The following is an 18,043-nucleotide window of genomic DNA, read 5'->3' on the forward strand; positions in this document are numbered from 1 at the left end:
ATGACCGACCGCGACACCATCGCCACCTACCAGTCGGTCGCCGACGAGTACGAGGAGCGCCACCGCGACCGCTCGGTCGTCCGCGAACTGGTCGAGGAGTTCCTCGCGGCGCTCGACGTCGCGACCGACAGCGACGCCGCCCGCGTCGCCGACGTCGGCTGCGGTCCCGGCTGGGAGTCGGCCGCCTTCGCGGACCGCGGCCACGAGGTCGTCGGCGTGGACCTCACGCCCGCGTTCCTCCGCGACGCCGCCGACCGCGCGCCGAACGCGTCGTTCGCCCGGATGGACATGCGACGCCTCGGCGTCGCCAGCGACGCCTTCGACGGTCTCTGGGCCTGTGCGTCGTTCCTCCACGTTCCACGCGAGGACGCGCCCGCGACCCTCCGGGAGTTCCGGCGGGTGCTTCGACCCGGCGGAGTTCTCTGTCTCTCGGTCGCCCGCGGCGACGGCGAGACGGTCGGGGACACCTACGACGACGACCGGCGGCGCTTCACGCTGTACCGGGCCGACGAACTGCGGGAACTGGTCGCGGACGCGGGCTTCGAGGTGGAGTCGGTCGCAGACGGGGACTGGATTCAGGTGTTCGGACGAGCGTAGCTACTCGTCGTCTCCCGGCGCGCGGACCGAGAGGACGGGCACCTCCGACGTGCGGACGAGTTTCGCGGTCGTACTGCCGATGAAGTAGCGTTCGATACCGGTCCGGCCGTGGGTACCTATCGTTATCAGGTCCACGTCGTTCTCGTCGGCGTAGTCCAACAGCGTCGAAGCGGGGACGCCCTCCCGGACGTCGGTCACGGCGTCGAGTCCCGCCTCGCGGGCGCGCTCGGCGACTCGTTCGGTCGCGCTCTCCCCGCGAGCTTCGAGATCGTCGAACAGGTCGGTCGTCGAACCCACGTCCACGCCCTCCTCGGTCCACGAGTCGGCTCCGGTCGCCACGGCCTGCACGTTCACGACGTTGACCGCGTGGACGGTCGCGTCGTACCGCTCGGCGATGGCGAGACAGTGGTCCACCGCGACGTCGGCGCAGTCGCTCCCGTCGGTCGGAATCATCACGTCGTCGTACCCCTCGCCGACGACGCTCCGGTCGGTCACGTGCGCGGTGAACACCGGCACGTCCGAGAGGCGGACGACGCGCTCGGTCACGCTCCCGGTGGTGTAGCGTTGGATACCGGTCCGGCCGTGGGTGCCCATGAACACGATGTCCGCGTCGTTCTCGTCGGCGTATTCGAGGATGGCCTCGGCGGGCTTGCCCTCCACGACCGCGGTCCGCACGTCGTCGTCGGGGTCGGCGAGTTCCGCCGCGTCCGAAAGCGTCTCTCTGGCGCTATCTTCGAGTTGGCTGACGAACTCTTCGCTTACGCCGCCCGCGTTGAAGAGTCCGCCGGCCGACTGCACGTCCACGACGGTTATCAGGTGAACGGTCGCGCCGAACCGGCGCGCGAGGCCCAGAGCGTGTTCCGTGGCGCGTTCGGCGGGGTCGCTCCCGTCGGTGGGGACGAGGATGGTGTCGTACATGCGGTCTGTGGCTCGCTACGACGGGGCGACTCTTAAGAAAGGAGGGAGTTCTCAGTGGTAGGAATTCCGTTACAGCAAGTCGGCGTCCACGAGCCTATCGACCGCCTCGCCGATGCGCTCCTCGCTGTTGGCGTAGGAGATGCGGGCGTAGCCCGGCGCGCCGAACGCGCTCCCCGGCACGGTGGCGACGTGGGCCTGTTCGAGAGCCTGCTCGCACCACGTCTGGTCGTCCTCGGCGACCTCCATCATCAGGTAGAAAGCGCCGTCGGGTTCGGGGGCCGCGACGCCCTCGGCGTCGAGTCTGTCCAGCAGGAACTCGCGGCGCTCGGCGAACGCCTCGACCATCTCGCCGACCGACTCGTCGGTGTTTTCGAGGGCTTCGACGCCCGCGTGCTGGACGAAGTTGGTCGCACAGGAGACCGAATGGGAGTGGAGCTTTCCGGACTGGGAGACCAACTCTTCGGGACCGGCGTAGTAACCGAGTCGCCAGCCTGTCATCGAGTAGGCCTTCGAGAAGCCGTTGACGGTGACGGTCCGGTCGGCCATCCCCTCGAAGGTGCCGAGGCTGGTCGGGTCCGGTCCGTAGGTAATCTCCTGATAGATTTCGTCGCTGACGACGGTCACGTCGTGTTCGACCGCGAGGTCGGCGACGCCCGCGAGCGCGTCGTCGGAGTAGACCGCGCCGGTCGGGTTGTTCGGCGAGTTGACCACCAGCAGTTCGGTCTCGTTCGAGACGGCCTCGCCGAGTTCGTCCAGCGCGGGTTCGAGTTGGAAGTCGTAGGGCGCGAGGTCGACGCGGTTCAAGTCGCCCCCTGCGAGCTTGACCATCGCCTCGTAGGAGACCCACGCGGGGTCGAGCAGGACCACCTCGTCGCCGTCGTCCACGAGGGTCTGGACGACCTCGTAGAGCGCCTGCTTCGCGCCCGGCGTGACGACGACGTTCTCGGCCTCGTGGTCGAGACCGTCGGTCCGCAACTTCTCGGCGATGGCGGCCTTGAGTTGGGGAATCCCGTTGGAGGACGTGTAGCCGGTGTGGCCCGCGTCCATCGCCTCCTTCCCGGCCTCGACGACGTTTTCGGGCGTCGGGAAGTCGGGTTCGCCGACGCTGAGATCCACCACGTCCGCGCCCTCGGCCTCCAGTTCGGCCGCGAGGTTGCTGATGGCCAGCGTCGCGCTCGGTTCGACTCGTCGAATTCTGTCTGAAAAGTCCATCTTAGAGTTCCTCCGCGAGTTCGACCGCGGCGTCTACCGCCTCTTTGCCTTTGTCCACGCGCTCGCGGGCCTCCGCGGCCGACATCCCCGGCCCGCTCACGCCGAAGGTAACCGGCTTGTCGCGGTCGAGGCTCACGTCGGTCAGGCCCTGCGCGGCGGCGTCGGCGATGACTCGGTCGTGGTCGGTGTCGCCGGTCACTATCGTCCCGACCACCGCCACGGCGTCTATCTCCTCGCGCCGGGCCAACCGGTCGGCCGCCAGCGGCGCGTCGTACGCGCCGGGGACGCGGAGGGTCTCGACCACCTCGGCCCCGCGGTCGGCGGCGGCCTCGTGGGCGTGTTCTTCCATCTGGTCGGTGACTTCGCGGTTGAACCGCGAGACGACGAGACCGAGCGAAACCATGTCCGGGTGGAGGTCTGGCCGAGTAAAAGAACTACCGTTCTCCGGAAAACTTGTATCCCTCGGGATGCTTCCCGGAAACGATGACTGCAGACGAGAAGTCCGCGAACGCCCGGCGCTGGACCCCCGAGTCCGTGAGCGCCTTCGAGCGGGCGACGGGAACGCGCGCCGCGCTCGCGGTGCTGGCGGTGACGCTGTTGTCGCTGGCGCTCCGGTTCTTCGCGCTCGGGTCGCGGGTGTTCCACTGGGACGAGGGTCGGGTCGGCTACTGGATTCTTCGCTACGCCGAGAACGGCATCTGGGAGTACCACGCCGTCATCCACGGGCCGTTCCTCTATCACGTCAACAAGTACCTGTTCCAGTTGTTCGGCGCGAGCGACTTCGTGGCGCGCGTGCCGGTCGCGGTGGTCTCGGGACTCCTGCCGCTCACCGCGTGGCTGTTCCGCGAGCGACTCGACCGCGTCGAGATGGTCACGGTCGGTCTCTTCTTCGCGGCGAACCCCATCGTCCTCTACTACTCGCGGTTCATGCGCAACGACGTGCTTCTCGCGGCGTTCATGGTGTACGCGCTGGCGTTCTACGCCCGCCTGTTCGACACCCGCAAACCGCGATACCTCTACGCGGGGACGCTGATGCTCGCGCTGGCGTTCACGACGAAGGAGAACGTGCTGGTCTACGTCGTGACGTGGGTCGGCGCGGCGGTCCTCCTGCTCGACCACCGACTCCAACTCGTCGCCGGGGCCGACGACCGGAAGGCGTTCCTGCGCGAGCGGGCCCGCGAGACGTGGGACGCGCTCTGGCGCGACGGGTGGGCGCTCCACCTCGTCGCGGGACTCCTGTTTTTCTTCGCGGTCGTAATCTTCTTCTACGCGCCCCGGTCGCGGGGCATTCCGGAACCCGGCCTCTGGAAGGCGTTCTCGAATCCGGGGACGTTCCCCGCGGTAATCGAGGAAGCGACGGTCGGGTCGTGGGAGTCGTTCGTCGGCAAGTGGGGAGAGGGCAACCAGAAGTCGTACCTCGACACGTTCAAGTCGCTCGGGGCGGTCCTCTGGAAGAGTTCGGCCGCGCTGCTGGCGCTCGCGGGCGTCGGCTTCCTCGTGGACCGGTACGTCGGCGACGAGCCGCGCGACGTGGTGGCGTTCGCGTTCTACTGGGGTTTCGTCAGCATCCTCGGCTACCCCGTCATCGTGGAGAACGCCTTCCCGTGGGAGGTCGTCCACGCCGTCGTCCCGCTGGCGATTCCGGCGGGAGTCGGTCTCGCTATCCTCGTCCGGTGGGGAACCGAGGCCGTGACCGAGGGCGACGCGGTGAGCGCGACGCTGGCGGTCCTCCTCGTGTTGCTGGTCGCCGGGCAAGTCGCCACGACCGCGGCCACGACGACGTACATGCACCCGGCCGACCAGTACCTGGACGACGGCGAGTCCGAGCGGAACGCGCTCGTCCAGTACGGCCAACCCGCGGAGGGCATCCGGCCGACGCTCGAACGCGTGCGCTACGCCGCGACCCACAACGAGGGAACCGACGTGCTGTACTACGGCTCGGACTTCTACGTCGCCGACGAGTCCCAGAACGACAGGTGGGCCGCGGGCGGCGGGTGGTACGACCGCCTGCCGCTCCCGTGGTACACCGAGCAATACGGCGCGAAGGTAGACAGCACGACCGACCTGCAGGAAATCGGCTCGAACCCGCCGCCGGTCGTAATCGCCCGCGCCGGTGACCGACAGGCCGTCGCCCAGCGACTCGACGGCTACCGAGCCTTCGAGGAGGAACTGACTCTCTGGGGGAGCGAGACGGTCTTCTTCGTGGACGAGGATTCGCTTCCGCCCGAGCAACGCGGCGGGTCCGTCTGAGCAGCGGCCGAACTGAATAGCCACGTTCTTGTACAACTCCCGGCCGAGTTGGCAAATCTTATGCAGGGGCGTCTACAACTGCCGACCAGATGAGCGACAGCGAGATGATTGGCGTCGTCGGCGGGGGACAGCTCGGTCGGATGCTGGCGGAGGCGGCAGCGCCGCTCGGCGTCGAGGTGGTCGTCCTCGACCCCACGTCCGAGTGCCCGGCATCGCCGGTCGCCCGCGACCAGATCGTCGGCGACTTCGACGACGAGGAGGGAATCCGGGAGTTGGCCGCGCGCGCGGACTACTTGACGTACGAAATCGAGTTGGCCGACCCGGACGTGCTGGAACGGGTCGCCGACGAGTACGACGTGCCCGTCAACCCCGACCCCGAGACGCTCCGGACGATTCAGGACAAGTTGGTGCAGAACCGCGCCCTGCGAGACGCCGGGGTGCCGGTGCCGGACTTCCGGCGAGTGGACGACCGCGAGGACCTGCTGGACGCAATCGAGGAGTTCGGCTACCCCGTGATGCTCAAGGCCCGCGAAGGCGGCTACGACGGCCGGGGGAACGTCCCCGTCGCGGACGAGAGCGAAGTCGAGGACGCCCTCGAACAGGTCGAGGGCGGCGCGGTGGTCGAGGAGTTCGTGGACTTCGAGCGCGAGGTGTCGATAATCGGCGTGAAGGGCACAGACGGCGAGACCGCGACCTTCCCGCTCGGCGAGAACGTCCACCGCGAGGAGATTCTGCGCGAGACGGTCGTTCCGGCCAGAACGAGCGAGGCCGTCGCCGAGCGCGCCCGCGAGGTCGCCGAGGACGTGCTGGAGATGCTGTCGGGGCGGGGCGTCTACGGTATCGAGCTGTTCGAGACCAGCGAAGGAGAAATCCTCGTGAACGAAATCGCCCCGCGGCCGCACAACTCGGGCCACTACACCATCGAGGGCGCGCTGACCTCACAGTTCGAACAGCACGCCCGCGCCGTGACGGGCCGACCGCTGGGCGCGACCGACCTCAGGAGTCCCGTGGTCTCGGCGAACCTGCTGGGCGACGGCGACGAGCGCCGGGACGCGAACCCGGCCGGCGACGAGGCGATTCTGGCCCATCCGGGCGCGAGCATCCACTGGTACGGGAAACACGAGGTGTACCCCCTGCGGAAGATGGGCCACTTCACGGTGGTCGGCGAGGCGCGAAGCGGTTCGCCGGACGAGGCGGACGACGAGACGACCGACGAACTACTCCGCGCGGCCCGCGACCTGCGCGACGAGGTGACTTTCGAATGAGCGACGACGAACTCCGGACTCTCATCGACGACCTGCGAGCGGAGGCACAGCGCGACAGGGACCCCGAGGCGACGCCGGAAATCGGCATCGTGATGGGGAGCGACTCGGACCTCGACGTGATGGCGGGGTCCGAGGAGGGACGGCCCGGAGCCTACGACGCCCTGACCGAACTGGGCTTCGAGGAAGTGACCGACTACGACGACCCGCCCGAGGCCCGATTCACCTTCGAGACGTACGTCGTGTCGGCCCACCGGACGCCAGAACTGATGTACGCCTACGCCGAGACCGCCGAGGAGCGCGGTCTGGACGTGATAATCGCGGGGGCCGGCGGCAAGTCCGCGGACCTGCCGAACATGACCGCTTCCATCGCCTACCCGCTCCCGGTCGTCGGCGTGCCGGTCCAAGAGAAGTCCCTGCCCTCGGTCGTGGGGATGCCGCAGGGCGCACCGCTCGTCGCGGTGGACGCGGGCAAGTCGTTCAACGCGGCGCTGTCGGCGGTCCAGATGCTCTCGCGCCAGCACGACGAACTGCGCGAGCGACTGGTCGAGTACCACGACGACTTGCAGGCGGGCGTCGCGGACGTGTCCCGGCGACTCCACGAGGAGGGGACGCCGGGCTTCCGCGAGTCGAACGAGTGAACCCGAGCGACCGCGAGGCGGGTGATTGGGTCCCCGGCCGGTCGTAATCGCTCGTTTCTGGTCGATGAAAGTCTCTAGAAGTGCGCCGTAGTTCTTTCAGAACGGTAGCGTGGTATCTATCGGCCCGTGCCGCGCGACGACGCTCGGACGATTCGGTAGCAATCGGTTTTCTCCGTGCGCGTGCGAGCGCATCGCCTCGCTGGCAGCGAGGCGACGCGCCCGCAAAGGAGTTCACCGCCGGAAACCGTGGCACTCGACCGCTCGGGAACGACGACCGCTCTCGGAGGCGGTGGTCGAGTCGGCGCGCAGTTTGCGGGAGTCGGCGTGCAGTTCGCGAGAACTAACAGAACCGACCGACCGGGCGACCGTCCCGACCCCGATATCCGACGCGTCCGACCGTTTCGTCGCTCGTTCGGCCGGTTTGATGGGCTTAACGTCAGGAATTTGGTATCGCGCTGTGTCGGTTCCGAAGACGCTCCCCCTCGGAACCGCGACTCCGACGCGAAATATCCGCTTTCCCGACAGTATCCGTCAAGCCGACGAACGGGGGTTGAGGCCGCCAGATTCGTCCGAATCGCAAGAATCAACGCTTATGAGGGTGCGCTCATAATCTCGGGATGGTAGGAGAATATCCGCATGAATCCATGGATAGCTATTGGCGCGTTAGCGCTGGTGGGGCTGTTGATACCGCTCGGGATGATGGCGGTCTCCAGCCTCATTCGGCCGACCGTGCCCGAAAAAGGTAAAACCGCCACCTACGAGAGCGGCGAGGTGCCGACGGGCGGCACGCGAATCCGATTCAACATACAGTACTACATGGTCGCGTTGCTGTTCGTCGTCTTCGACATCGAGACCGTCCTCATCTTCCCTTGGACGGTCATCTACAGGAACGCGGTCTCGATGGACGGCGTCGGGCTGACGAATGCGCTGGCCCCGATGTTGCTGTTCATCGCCGTTCTCGTCGTCGGTCTCGGCTGGGCGTGGCGTAACGGTGCCGTACGGTGGGTGCGCAATCCCGACCGTTCGCAACGGAGCGTGGATAGATAATGAGCAACGAACCACGGGACACGATTCACAGTAGTACAGCCCCGCAGACCAAGACTCGCGAAGCCCGGATGGAGGGCGTGGACAACCGGTTCAACTCGAAGCTTCGGGAGGCGTTCGGCTCGTCGCCGTTCATCCTCACGAAGTTCGACAAGTTCATGAACTGGGTTCGGGGGTCGTCGATGTTCATGCTGCAGTTCGGTATCGCGTGCTGCAGCATCGAGATGATGCACACCTACGCGGTCAAACACGACCTCGACCGATTCGGCGCGGGCGTGCCGCGCGCGTCGCCGCGACAGGCCGACGTGATGATCGTGCCGGGGACCATCGTCTCGAAGTTCGCCCCCCGGATGAAGCGCGTCTACGACCAGATGCCCGAGCCCAAGTTCGTCGTCAACATGGGGTCGTGTTCCATCTCGGGCGGCCCGTTCCAGGAGGGCTACAACGTCATCAAGGGTGCCGAGGAGGTCATTCCGGTGGACATCCACGTCCCCGGCTGTCCGCCCCGCCCCGAGGCGCTGGTCTACGGCGTCGCCAAGCTGCAGGAGCGCGTCGCCAACGGCGAGACCAGTCCGGTGACGGTCAAGCCCTACGAGCTGGAGGAGTTCGGCGACCTCGAACGCGACGAACTCATCGACAAGCTCGCCGACGACATCGACGAGGACACCCTCGTCATGCGCTACAACTGGGCTGATTCGCCATGAGTTCCCAAGAGAAGACACCCGAGGGGGACCTTCCGGCGGTCGAGGGCGTCGATTACGACGCCATCGAGGCGATGCTCGGCGAGCGCGTCCTCGGACGCGAGAGCCACCTCAACGCCGAGGGGTTCGTCGTCCGACCCGACGAAGTCGAGGAGACGCTCGAAATCCTGCGCAACGAGGCCGGATTCGACCACCTCTCGATGCTCACCGCGCAGGACTACCCGGACCGCTACGAGAGCATCTACCACCTCAAGAAGTACGACGACCCGACCCAGGAAGTCAGCGTCGTCGTCCCCACCGACCCGGAGAACCCGACCAGCGAGTCGGCGGCGTCGGTGTACAAGACCGCGGAGTGGCACGAGCGCGAGGCCTACGATCTCGTGGGCGTCGAGTACGAGAACCACCCGGACCTGCGGCGCATCCTCCTGCCCGAGACGTGGCAGGGTCACCCGCTGAGTGGTGACTACGATCAGGACAAACCGCAACTCGTCACGTTGCAGGAACACGTCAACCCGCTCGCCGAGAGCCAAGAGGACAGCGAGTCGGACACGATGTTCCTGAACATCGGGCCCCACCACCCCGCGACTCACGGCGTCCTGCACGTCAAGACCGTCCTCGACGGCGAGCAGGTCGCGGACGTGGAACCCGACATCGGCTACCTCCACCGCTGCGAGGAGCAGATGTGTCAGAACGGGACCTACCGCCACCAGATCATGCCGTACCCCGACCGCTGGGACTACGCGTCGGCGGGCCTGCTCAACGAGTGGGCCTACGCCCGCGTGGCGGAGGACCTCAACGACATCGAGGTGCCCGAGTACGCCCAGATAATCCGGACGATGAGCGCCGAGCTGTGTCGCATCGCGTCGCACATGCTCGCGCTCGGGACGTTCTGTCTGGACATCTACGGCGACTTCACGGCCATCTTCATGTACGCCATGCGCGACCGGGAGAAGGTTCAGAACCTTCTGGAGGACCTGACCGGCCAGCGCATGATGTTCAACTACTTCCGGCTGGGCGGGGTCGTCTGGGACCTTCCGGAACCCCGCGAGGAGTTCTTCGGCAAGATCCGGGACTTCCTCGACGACCTGCCGGAGACTCTGGAGGAGTACCACGACCTCATCACGGGCAACGAGATTTTCCAGAAGCGCACCATCGACACGGGCGTCCTCACGCCCGAGAAGGCCAAGCAGTACGGCTGTACGGGACCGGTCGCCCGCGGGTCGGGCGTCGATTACGACCTGCGGCGCGACGACCCCTACGGCTACTACGACGAACTCGACTGGGACGTCGTGACCGAAGACGGCTGTGACAACTTTGCGCGCCTCCTCGTCCGGATGCGAGAGGTCGAGGAGTCGGCGAAGATAATCAGCCAGTGCGTGGACCTGCTCGAAGACTGGCCCGAGGACGAGCGCGACATTCAGGCGAACGTCCCGCGGACGCTCAAGCCCGACCCCGACACGGAAGTCTACCGCGCCGTCGAAGGCGCGAAGGGCGAACTGGGCATCTACATCCGGTCGGACGGCACCGACAAACCCGGCCGGTTCAAGATTCGCAGTCCGTGTTTCAACAACCTCCACTCGCTGGAGGAGATGGCCGAGGGCGAGTACGTGCCCGACCTCGTGGCCGCGCTGGGTAGCCTCGACGTGATTCTCGGGGAGGTGGACCGCTGATGTTCGACCTCCTTCCGCTCCAAGCGCAGGCAGAACCGCTGCTGCCCGAGACCATCGGAAAGTGGCTGTTCGGCGCGAACATGGCCCCGTGGCAGGAGGCCGTCGCGGCGTTCCTCGCCGCGTTCCTCATCGGCAACATCATGCTGGCGATGACCGGCGTCGCCGGGCCGTGGGCCAAGCGGAAGATCACCGCCGCGTTCACCGACCGCATCGCGGTCAACCGCCACGGTCCCGCGGGCCTGCTCATCATCGTGGCCGACGCGGTCCGCCTGCTCGGCAAGGAACTCATCATACCGGACGGTGCGGACCGACCGGCGTTCGACCTCGCGCCCATCGTGATGGCCGGGTCGGCGCTGCTCGGGTTCGCGGTCATCCCGATGGGACATCTCTTCGGCGTCAACCTGCATCTGGCCGACCCCGAAATCGGGATGGCCTACGTGTTCGCGGTCGCCTCCATCGCAACGCTCGCGCTGGCGATGGCGGGCTACGCGTCGAACAACAAGTACTCGCTGATGGGCGGTCTGCGCGCCATCGCGCAGAACATCGCCTACGAGATTCCGCTGGTCCTGACCGCGGCGTCGGTCGTGCTGTTCACCGACTCGCTCCGGATGAGTACGATAGTCGCGGCCCAGCAGCAACCGCTCTTCACTATCGCCGGAATCACGATTCCGTCGTGGTTCGCGTTCGTCAACCCGTTCGCGTTCGTCCTGTTCGTGGTGGCGAACCTCGCGGAGGTCGGCCGGAACCCGTTCGACATTCCGGAAGCGCCGACCGAGATCGTCGCCGGATACCAGACCGAGTACTCGTCGGTGTACTTCGTGCTGTTCTACCTCGGCGAGTTCCTCCACATCTTCCTCGGCGGCGCTATTATCGCGACGCTGTTCCTCGGCGGCGCGAGCGGCCCGTTCCTGCCGGAGTCGCTGAACTTCGTCTGGTTCGTCGTGAAGATCTGGGCCGTCTTCCTGTTCACGCAGTGGGCGCGGTCGGCGGTGCCCCGCGTCCGCATCGACCAACTCATCGAGATCGGCTGGAAGGGCATGCTCGTGTTGAGCTTCGCTAACCTCGTCCTGACGGCCGTCATCGTCGGGGTGATGCTCTAATGATCGGAGTACTGAAATCAATGGCGACGACGCTGAAGCACGCACTGGACGGGTCCACGTTCACGGTCGAGTACCCGGAAGTGGCACCCGAAGTAAGCCCCCGATTCCGCGGGGTCCACAAGTTCAGCCAAGAGCGCTGCATCTGGTGTCGTCAGTGCGAGAACGTCTGTCCGAACGACACGATTCAGATCGTTCAGGACGACCAGCGCAACGGCGAGCAGTACAACCTCCACATCGGACAGTGCATCTACTGTCGGCTGTGCGAGGAGGTCTGTCCGGTGGACGCCATTCTGCTCACGGAGAACTTCGAGTTCACGGGCGACACCAAAGACGACCTCGTGTACAACAAAGAGCAGTTGAAGAACGTCCCGTGGTACAAGGACTTAGACCCCCTCGAATCCCGCGAACCCGACCGGGGCGCGTGGATCGGCGAGGGCGAAGGCGAGGTGGACTACCAGTAGTCCATCTCGAAACGTTAAAAGGACGAATACGAGAATTTCAAGGTGACTGAAATGGCATACGAGCTACTCACGTTCGGGCTGTTCGCTCTCGTCACGATAGCGAGCAGTCTGGGCGTCGTCCTGGTGCGGGACGTTTGGCACTCCGCGTTACTGCTGGGTGTCGCGCTGATCTCCGTCGCTGTACATTACGTGATGTTACAAGCGGAGTTCCTCGCGGCCATGCAGATACTCGTCTACGTAGGCGGGGTGTTGGTGCTCATCACGTTCGCCGTGATGCTCACGCGCCAGGCCAAGACAGGTGAATCGAAAGAGGAGGTGACCGACGTATGAGCGACTACGACGACGACAGAGCCGAACGCGGACTCAGCGTCGAACCGGACACCGACGATAGAGAACGCAAGTGGCCCGGCGTGGCCGCGGTCGCGCTCTTCGCGGTGATGGCGTGGCTCTTCGTCGGAGCGGAGTTCGGCGAGGCCGCCGGCTTCCCCGACGGACCCTCGATTACCGCGAGCATCGGCTACGCGATGTTCAACATCAACGCGCAGAACGCCGTGCCGAGCGAAGGGATGCTCGTCGTGTTCGAGATTATCGACCTCGTGCTGGTCGCGGCGCTGGTCGGCGCGGTCATGCTGGCCCGGCGCGACGACGGCGGCGAGATTACCTCGGCCCTGCGCTCGGACGCGGTCGAGCAGGAGCCCTCGCCCGGCGAAGTCGTCGCCGACGGGGGTACCGAACCGACGGACTCGACGGGAGGTGAGCAGTGATGGTTCCGGTTCAGTACTACCTCCTGCTCTCGGCCGCCGTGTTCTGTATCGGCGTGTTCGGCATCCTGACCCGGCGGAACGCGCTGCTGTTCCTGATGAGCGTGGAGCTACTGCTGAACGCGGCGAACATCAACCTCGTCGCGTTCTCGAACTTCCACGGCAATCTGACGGGCCAGACGTTCAGCCTGTTCACGCTGGCGCTGGCGGCCGCGGAGGTCGCGGTCGGCATCGGCATCATCCTCGTGTTGTATCGTAACTTCAAGGACGTGGACGTGAACGAAGCGACGACGATGAGGTGGTAAACGTATGGCAGCACTCCCCTTCGAACTGGCACCGGCCATCGCGGCCCTGCCGTTCGTATCGTTCCTGATCGCGTTGCTCGTCGGAGCGTTCGCTCCGCGACTGCTCCCCAAGGGCGGGGCGATTCCGGGCATCCTCGCAACGGGCGGCTCGCTCCTGCTGTCGCTGTGGGCGTTCCTGACCGTCTCGGGCGGCCAGACGTACCACGAGTACATCACGTGGGTAGCGGGCGCAGGCGAAGCGACGTTCGACCTGCATCTGGGCATTCTGCTCGACCCGCTCTCGACGATGATGCTCATCATCGTCTCGCTGGTCGCGTTCCTCGTCCACATCTTCAGCCTCGGCTACATGAACGACGAGGGCGAGACGGGGCTGCCCCGGTACTACGCCGGTCTGGGCCTGTTCACCGCGAGCATGCTCTCGTTCGTGTTCGCGGACAACCTGCTCATGGCGTTCATGTTCTTCGAGCTGGTGGGCCTGTGTTCGTTCCTGCTCATCGGCTTCTGGTTCCGCGACGCGGCCCCGCCGAGCGCGGCGAAGAAGGCGTTCCTCGTCACCCGGTTCGGCGACTACTTCTTCCTCGTCGGACTGGTCGGCGTCTTCGCCACCTTCGGCACGTCGATGTTCGTGCCGACCGAGGGCGAACACGCGATTCACTCGTTCCCCCACATGGCCGAACTCGCCCTCCTCGAGGGCGAAACCGCCGGGATAACGACGTATCTCGGTCTCGACCCCCAGACGTGGTTCGCGGTCCTCGGACTGCTCATCCTCGGCGGCGTCGTCGGCAAGTCCGCGCAGTTCCCCCTGCACACGTGGCTGCCCGACGCCATGGAGGGCCCGACCCCGGTCTCCGCGCTGATTCACGCGGCGACGATGGTCGCGGCGGGCGTCTACCTCGTCGCGCGCATCTACGGGTTCTACGCCCTGCTGCCGAACGTGCTGGCGCTCATCGCGTTCGTCGGCGGCTTCACGGCGCTGTTCGCGGCGACGATGGGCGTCGTCAAGAAGGAGATAAAGCAGGTGCTGGCGTACTCGACCATCTCCCAGTACGGCTACATGATGCTCGGACTGGGCGCTGGCGGCTACGTCGCGGCGACCTTCCACCTGATGACCCACGCGTTCTTCAAGGCGCTGCTGTTCCTCGGCGCGGGGTCTGTCATCATCGCGATGCACCACAACGAGAACATGTGGGACATGGGTGGCCTGAAGGACCGCATGCCCGTGACCTACTACGCGTTCCTCTCGGGGTCGCTCGCGCTCGCGGGCATCGTCCCGTTCTCGGGCTTCTGGTCGAAGGACGAGATTCTGTTCGAGGCGCTGGCTCGCGGGATGGAGAACCCGATTCTCCTCGCCGCGTACGCGATGGGTCTGCTCGCGGTGTTCTTCACCGGGTTCTACACCTTCCGAATGGTCGCGTTGACCTTCCACGGTGAACCCCGGTCCGACACCGCACGCGACCCCCACGGCGTGCGCTGGAACGTGAAGGGACCGCTCGCGGTCCTCGGAATTCTGGCCGCGGTGGCCGGACTGGTCAACATGACCCCGGTCGCGGAACTGACGGGTCTGCACATCGAGTACCTGCACAACTGGCTCGGTGGCCCGCTCGAAGCGACCTCGGTCCACACCTACACGCACATCCTCGAAGAGGCCGGCGTCCACCACGCGGAACTCTCGCCCATCCTGCCCGGCCTCGTCTCGCTGGCGCTGGCGCTCGCGGGTGCCGGACTCGCGTGGAAGCTCTACGCCGTGCCGGACCCCGACGAACACACGGACAAGCTGGGCGGCGCGAAGACGGTGTTATTCAACAACTACTACCAAGACGAGTATCAGGTCTGGCTCGCGACCGGTCTCACCCTGCCGCTGGCCCGCGCCGCGGACAAGTTCGACCAGGGCGTCATCGACGGCGTCGTGGACGGCGTCTCCAGCGTGAGCCTGACGGGTGGCGACCGCATCAAGCGAATCCAGACCGGCGTGGTGTCGAACTACGCCTTCCTGCTGACGGCGAGCTTCGTCGTCCTGCTCGTCGTTCTCGGACTCGTTGGAGGTTGGTTCTGAATGTGGATTGAAGCACTCATCGCGGTGACGCTGGTGAGCGCGTTCGCGGTGGTCCTCGCCCCGAACAAGGTGGCGGGCAAGCTCGCGTTCGCGCTCAGCCTGCTCCCGCTCGTCGGGAGCCTCTGGATGTACAGCACGTACGAGGCCAGCGGTAACGCCCTCTTGGAGGGCAGCGAACTGGCCTTCGAGACGAACGCAGAGTGGGTCACCGCGGGACCGTACGCGCTGAACTGGCACGTCGGTCTCGACGGCATCAGCATGCCGCTGGTCGCGCTGACCACGGTGCTGACGTCGCTGGCCCTGCTGGCGTCGTGGACCCCCATCGACGAGCGTCAGAGCCAGTTCTACGGCCTGATGCTGTTCCTGGAGGCGAGCCTGTTGGGCGTCTTCTCGGCGCTCGACTTCTTCGTCTGGTTCGTCTTCTGGGAGATGGTGCTGGTCCCGATGTACGTTCTCATCGGCGTCTGGGGCGGCCCGCGCCGCAAGTACGCGGCCATCAAGATGTTCGTCTACACGAACATCGCGTCCCTCGTGATGTTCATCGGGTTCATCGCGCTGGTGTTCGGGCTCGGCGACTCGGTGACGAGCCTCGACATGCCCGCCATCGCGCAGGCGCTCCGCGCGGGCGAACTCGGCGGTCTCGGCCCGGTCAGCGCGGGCACCCTGAAGGTGGCGGCGTTCGTCGCCATGTTCGCCGGGTTCGCGGTGAAGGTCCCGGTCGTCCCGTTCCACACGTGGCTGCCGGACGCCCACGTCGAGGCCCCGACGCCGGTCTCCATCATGCTGGCCGGGGTCCTGCTGAAGATGGGTACATACGCCCTGCTCCGGTTCAACTTCACGATGCTGCCGAACGTGGCGCAGAACAACGCGCCCATCATCGCGCTGTTCGCGGTCGTCAGCGTCATCTACGGCGCGATGCTGGCGCTGGCCCAGTCGGACCTCAAGCGCATCGTGGCGTACTCCTCGGTCTCCTCGATGGGGTACGTGATTCTGGGCCTCGTCGCGTACACGCTGTACGGCATGGGCGGCGCGACCTTCCAGATGGTCGCCCACGGTCTCATCTCGGGACTGATGTTCATGTCGGTCGGCGTCATCTACAACACGACCCACACCCGGATGGTCTCGGACATGTCCGGGCTGGCGAGCAAGATGCCGTTCACCGTCGCGGTGTTCGTCGCGGGCGCGTTCGGCTACATGGGCCTGCCGCTGATGGCCGGCTTCGCCGCGGAGCTGTTCATCTTCCTCGGCTCGTTCGGCGCGTTCGCCGGCTCGGTGTGGTTCACGGCCGCCGCGATGTTCGGCATCGTCGTGGTCGCGGGCTACCTCCTGTTCGCCATGCAGCGCACGCTGTTCGGACCGTTCGAGTTGGAGACCGACTACGAGGTCGGCCCGGCCGCGTTCCACGACGTGGCCCCGCTCGTGGTCCTCATCCTGCTGGTCATCCTGCTGGGCGTCGAACCGAGTATCTTCTACACGATGATTCAGGACGCAGTGAATCCGCTGGTTCCGCCGGTCGGAGGTGGTGCATAGATGGCGTTCCAACTACCGACGTGGATGGCGCTCGGTCCGACGCTCGCGCTCGCGCTGACCGGTCTCCTGCTGTTGGTGTTCGACAGCATCACGCCCAGTTCGACCGACCGGGGGCTGCTGGCCGGGACCGCGACTCTCGGGTCGCTGGTCGCGGTCGGTCTCTCGGCGTGGTACCTGCTGGCTGGCACGGGCAGCGAGCCGATCGTCCTCTACGGAGACGCGCTCGTCGTCGACACGATGAGCCTGTTCTTCACCTTCGTGTTCGCCAGCGTGACCGCGCTGGTGTCGGTCGCTAGCTTCGACTACCTGCGCGACCACTCCTACCAGGCGGAGTACTACGCGCTGGTCACGCTCGCCGCGACGGGGATGACGCTGATGGCGTCCGCGAACAGCCTCGCGGTCGTGTTCGTCAGCCTCGAACTCTCCAGCCTGCCGTCGTTCGCGCTGGTCGCCATCCTCAAGAGGAACCGCGGGAGCGTCGAGGCCGGACTCAAGTACTTCCTCATCGGAGCGCTGTCGTCGGCCATCCTCGCCTACGGCATCAGTCTGGTCTACGGCGTCACCGGTTCGCTCCTGCTGCCCGAAATCGCCAGTTCGGTCGGCGGAACCGACCTGACCGGCGTGCTGGGGCTGGGCGTCCTGATGATGCTCGGCGGGTTCGCCTACAAGACCTCCGTGGTGCCGTTCCACTTCTGGGCACCCGAGGCCTACGAAGGCGCGCCCGCGCCCATCTCGGCGTTCCTCTCGTCGGCCTCGAAGGCCGCCGGGTTCGCCGTCGCGTTCCGCGTGTTCGTCGTCGCGTTCCCCATCCAGCAGTTGGTCACGGGAGCCGCGACGGGCGTGGACTGGGTCCTCGCGGCCCAGATTCTCGCCGTCGTGACGATGACGCTCGGTAACTTCGCGGCCGCCACGCAGGACACGGTCAAGCGGATGCTCGCGTACTCGTCGGTCGGGCACGCGGGCTACGTCCTCATCGGTCTCGCCGCGCTGTCGGGCGGGAACAACGCGTTCGTGCTGGCCGGCGGGATGAGCCACCTGCTCGTCTACGGGTTCATGAACACGGGCGCGTTCCTGTTCATCGCCCTGACCGAGTACTGGTCGGTCGGCCGCCGGTTCGAGGACTTCAACGGGCTGGCCTCGCAGGCACCGTTCGCCTGCACGGTCATGACCCTGTTCCTGTTCAACCTCGCGGGCCTGCCGGTCGGCGGCGGGTTCATGAGCAAGTACTTCCTGTTCGGCGCCGCGGTCGGTGCCGGATTCTGGTGGCTCGCGGCCGTGGGTGCCATCAACAGCGCGCTGTCGCTGTACTACTACTCGCGCGTCGTGAAGGCGATGTGGATAGAGGACGCCTCGGGCGAGTTCGACATCGAGTCCAAGCCCGCGGGCCTCTACGCCGCGCTGGCCGCCGCCGCCGTCGTGACCGTGCTGCTGTTGCCCGGATTCGGTCCGGTCTGGCAGTACGCGACCGAGGCCGCCGAGGCCATCGTGGCCTGACGGAGCGACCTCGACTCTTCGCGGTTCGATTTTTCCGGTCTGTT

General features: G+C 66.2%; 18 protein-coding genes. 15 read left to right on the forward strand and 3 right to left on the reverse strand.

Annotated features, from left to right (window positions below; all coding sequences use genetic code 11):
* Positions 1 to 597 carry a class I SAM-dependent methyltransferase gene (locus M0R88_RS13790; RefSeq protein WP_248654076.1) on the forward strand — a complete coding sequence of 199 codons (597 nt, stop codon included), beginning with the start codon at positions 1 to 3 and terminating at the stop codon, positions 595 to 597.
* Here M0R88_RS13790 and M0R88_RS13795 read toward each other — a convergent pair whose 3' ends face one another.
* From M0R88_RS13795 to ribH, 3 genes are all read right to left on the reverse strand, one after another.
* Complete coding sequence (locus M0R88_RS13795; protein WP_248654077.1) at positions 598 to 1,515, reverse strand: universal stress protein; 918 nt, start codon at positions 1,513 to 1,515, stop codon at positions 598 to 600.
* Positions 1,516 to 1,584: 69 nt separating this feature from the next.
* Entirely contained in the window at positions 1,585 to 2,727 is a 1,143-nt protein-coding gene (locus tag M0R88_RS13800) for a pyridoxal phosphate-dependent aminotransferase (protein ID WP_248654078.1), read from the reverse strand.
* Between the two features lies 1 nt (position 2,728).
* Positions 2,729 to 3,130, reverse strand: a complete 402-nt coding sequence (gene ribH / locus M0R88_RS13805; protein ID WP_248654079.1) for a 6,7-dimethyl-8-ribityllumazine synthase — start codon at positions 3,128 to 3,130, stop codon at positions 2,729 to 2,731.
* Positions 3,131 to 3,210: 80 nt separating this feature from the next.
* Here ribH and M0R88_RS13810 point away from each other — a divergent pair, with 80 nt between their 5' ends.
* The 14 genes from M0R88_RS13810 (at position 3,211) to M0R88_RS13875 (ending at position 17,999) form a co-directional block, all read left to right on the forward strand.
* Positions 3,211 to 4,977: a flippase activity-associated protein Agl23 gene (locus tag M0R88_RS13810; protein ID WP_248654080.1), complete on the forward strand. Its 1,767-nt coding sequence runs from the start codon at positions 3,211 to 3,213 to the stop codon at positions 4,975 to 4,977.
* An 89-nt stretch (positions 4,978 to 5,066) separates the two neighbouring features.
* Positions 5,067 to 6,242 carry a 5-(carboxyamino)imidazole ribonucleotide synthase gene (locus M0R88_RS13815; protein WP_248654081.1) on the forward strand — a complete coding sequence of 392 codons (1,176 nt, stop codon included), beginning with the start codon at positions 5,067 to 5,069 and terminating at the stop codon, positions 6,240 to 6,242.
* Positions 6,239 to 6,880: a 5-(carboxyamino)imidazole ribonucleotide mutase gene (gene purE, locus M0R88_RS13820; protein ID WP_248654082.1), complete on the forward strand. Its 642-nt coding sequence runs from the start codon at positions 6,239 to 6,241 to the stop codon at positions 6,878 to 6,880. Before M0R88_RS13815 ends, purE begins: the two co-directional genes overlap by 4 nt.
* Positions 6,881 to 7,516: 636 nt before the next feature.
* Entirely contained in the window at positions 7,517 to 7,927 is a 411-nt protein-coding gene (locus tag M0R88_RS13825) for an NADH-quinone oxidoreductase subunit A (protein ID WP_248654083.1), read from the forward strand.
* The gene (locus M0R88_RS13830) at positions 7,924 to 8,628 is read left to right on the forward strand and encodes an NADH-quinone oxidoreductase subunit B (protein ID WP_368409391.1); all 705 of its coding nucleotides are present in this window, start codon (positions 7,924 to 7,926) and stop codon (positions 8,626 to 8,628) included. Before M0R88_RS13825 ends, M0R88_RS13830 begins: the two co-directional genes overlap by 4 nt.
* A gap of 71 nt (positions 8,629 to 8,699) precedes the next feature.
* The gene (locus M0R88_RS13835; protein ID WP_438267211.1) at positions 8,700 to 10,295 is read left to right on the forward strand and encodes an NADH-quinone oxidoreductase subunit D; all 1,596 of its coding nucleotides are present in this window, start codon (positions 8,700 to 8,702) and stop codon (positions 10,293 to 10,295) included.
* A complete protein-coding gene (locus M0R88_RS13840) occupies positions 10,295 to 11,395 on the forward strand; it encodes a complex I subunit 1/NuoH family protein (RefSeq protein ID WP_438267190.1) in 1,101 nt (366 codons plus the stop codon). Before M0R88_RS13835 ends, M0R88_RS13840 begins: the two co-directional genes overlap by 1 nt.
* Entirely contained in the window at positions 11,395 to 11,856 is a 462-nt protein-coding gene (locus M0R88_RS13845; protein WP_248654086.1) for a NuoI/complex I 23 kDa subunit family protein, read from the forward strand. Before M0R88_RS13840 ends, M0R88_RS13845 begins: the two co-directional genes overlap by 1 nt.
* Before the next feature lie 51 nt (positions 11,857 to 11,907).
* Positions 11,908 to 12,186 carry an NADH-quinone oxidoreductase subunit J gene (locus tag M0R88_RS13850; protein WP_248656716.1) on the forward strand — a complete coding sequence of 93 codons (279 nt, stop codon included), beginning with the start codon at positions 11,908 to 11,910 and terminating at the stop codon, positions 12,184 to 12,186.
* Positions 12,187 to 12,293: 107 nt separating this feature from the next.
* Complete coding sequence (locus M0R88_RS13855; protein ID WP_368409392.1) at positions 12,294 to 12,620, forward strand: proton-conducting membrane transporter; 327 nt, start codon at positions 12,294 to 12,296, stop codon at positions 12,618 to 12,620.
* Positions 12,620 to 12,922, forward strand: a complete 303-nt coding sequence (gene nuoK / locus M0R88_RS13860; RefSeq protein WP_248654088.1) for an NADH-quinone oxidoreductase subunit NuoK — start codon at positions 12,620 to 12,622, stop codon at positions 12,920 to 12,922. The genes M0R88_RS13855 and nuoK overlap by 1 nt, the downstream gene beginning before the upstream one ends.
* A gap of 4 nt (positions 12,923 to 12,926) precedes the next feature.
* Positions 12,927 to 14,975, forward strand: a complete 2,049-nt coding sequence (nuoL, locus tag M0R88_RS13865) for an NADH-quinone oxidoreductase subunit L (RefSeq protein WP_248654089.1) — start codon at positions 12,927 to 12,929, stop codon at positions 14,973 to 14,975.
* Positions 14,976 to 16,505, forward strand: coding sequence for a complex I subunit 4 family protein (locus M0R88_RS13870; protein ID WP_248654090.1), 1,530 nt, complete (start codon positions 14,976 to 14,978; stop codon positions 16,503 to 16,505).
* Positions 16,506 to 17,999 (forward strand): NADH-quinone oxidoreductase subunit N, encoded by a 1,494-nt coding sequence (locus tag M0R88_RS13875; RefSeq protein ID WP_248654091.1) that lies wholly within the window; start codon positions 16,506 to 16,508, stop codon positions 17,997 to 17,999.
* Positions 18,000 to 18,043 lie beyond the last annotated feature (44 nt).

Origin of the sequence: Halorussus gelatinilyticus, assembly GCF_023238445.1 — an archaeon.
In the GTDB taxonomy this organism is placed as follows: domain Archaea; phylum Halobacteriota; class Halobacteria; order Halobacteriales; family Haladaptataceae; genus Halorussus; species Halorussus gelatinilyticus.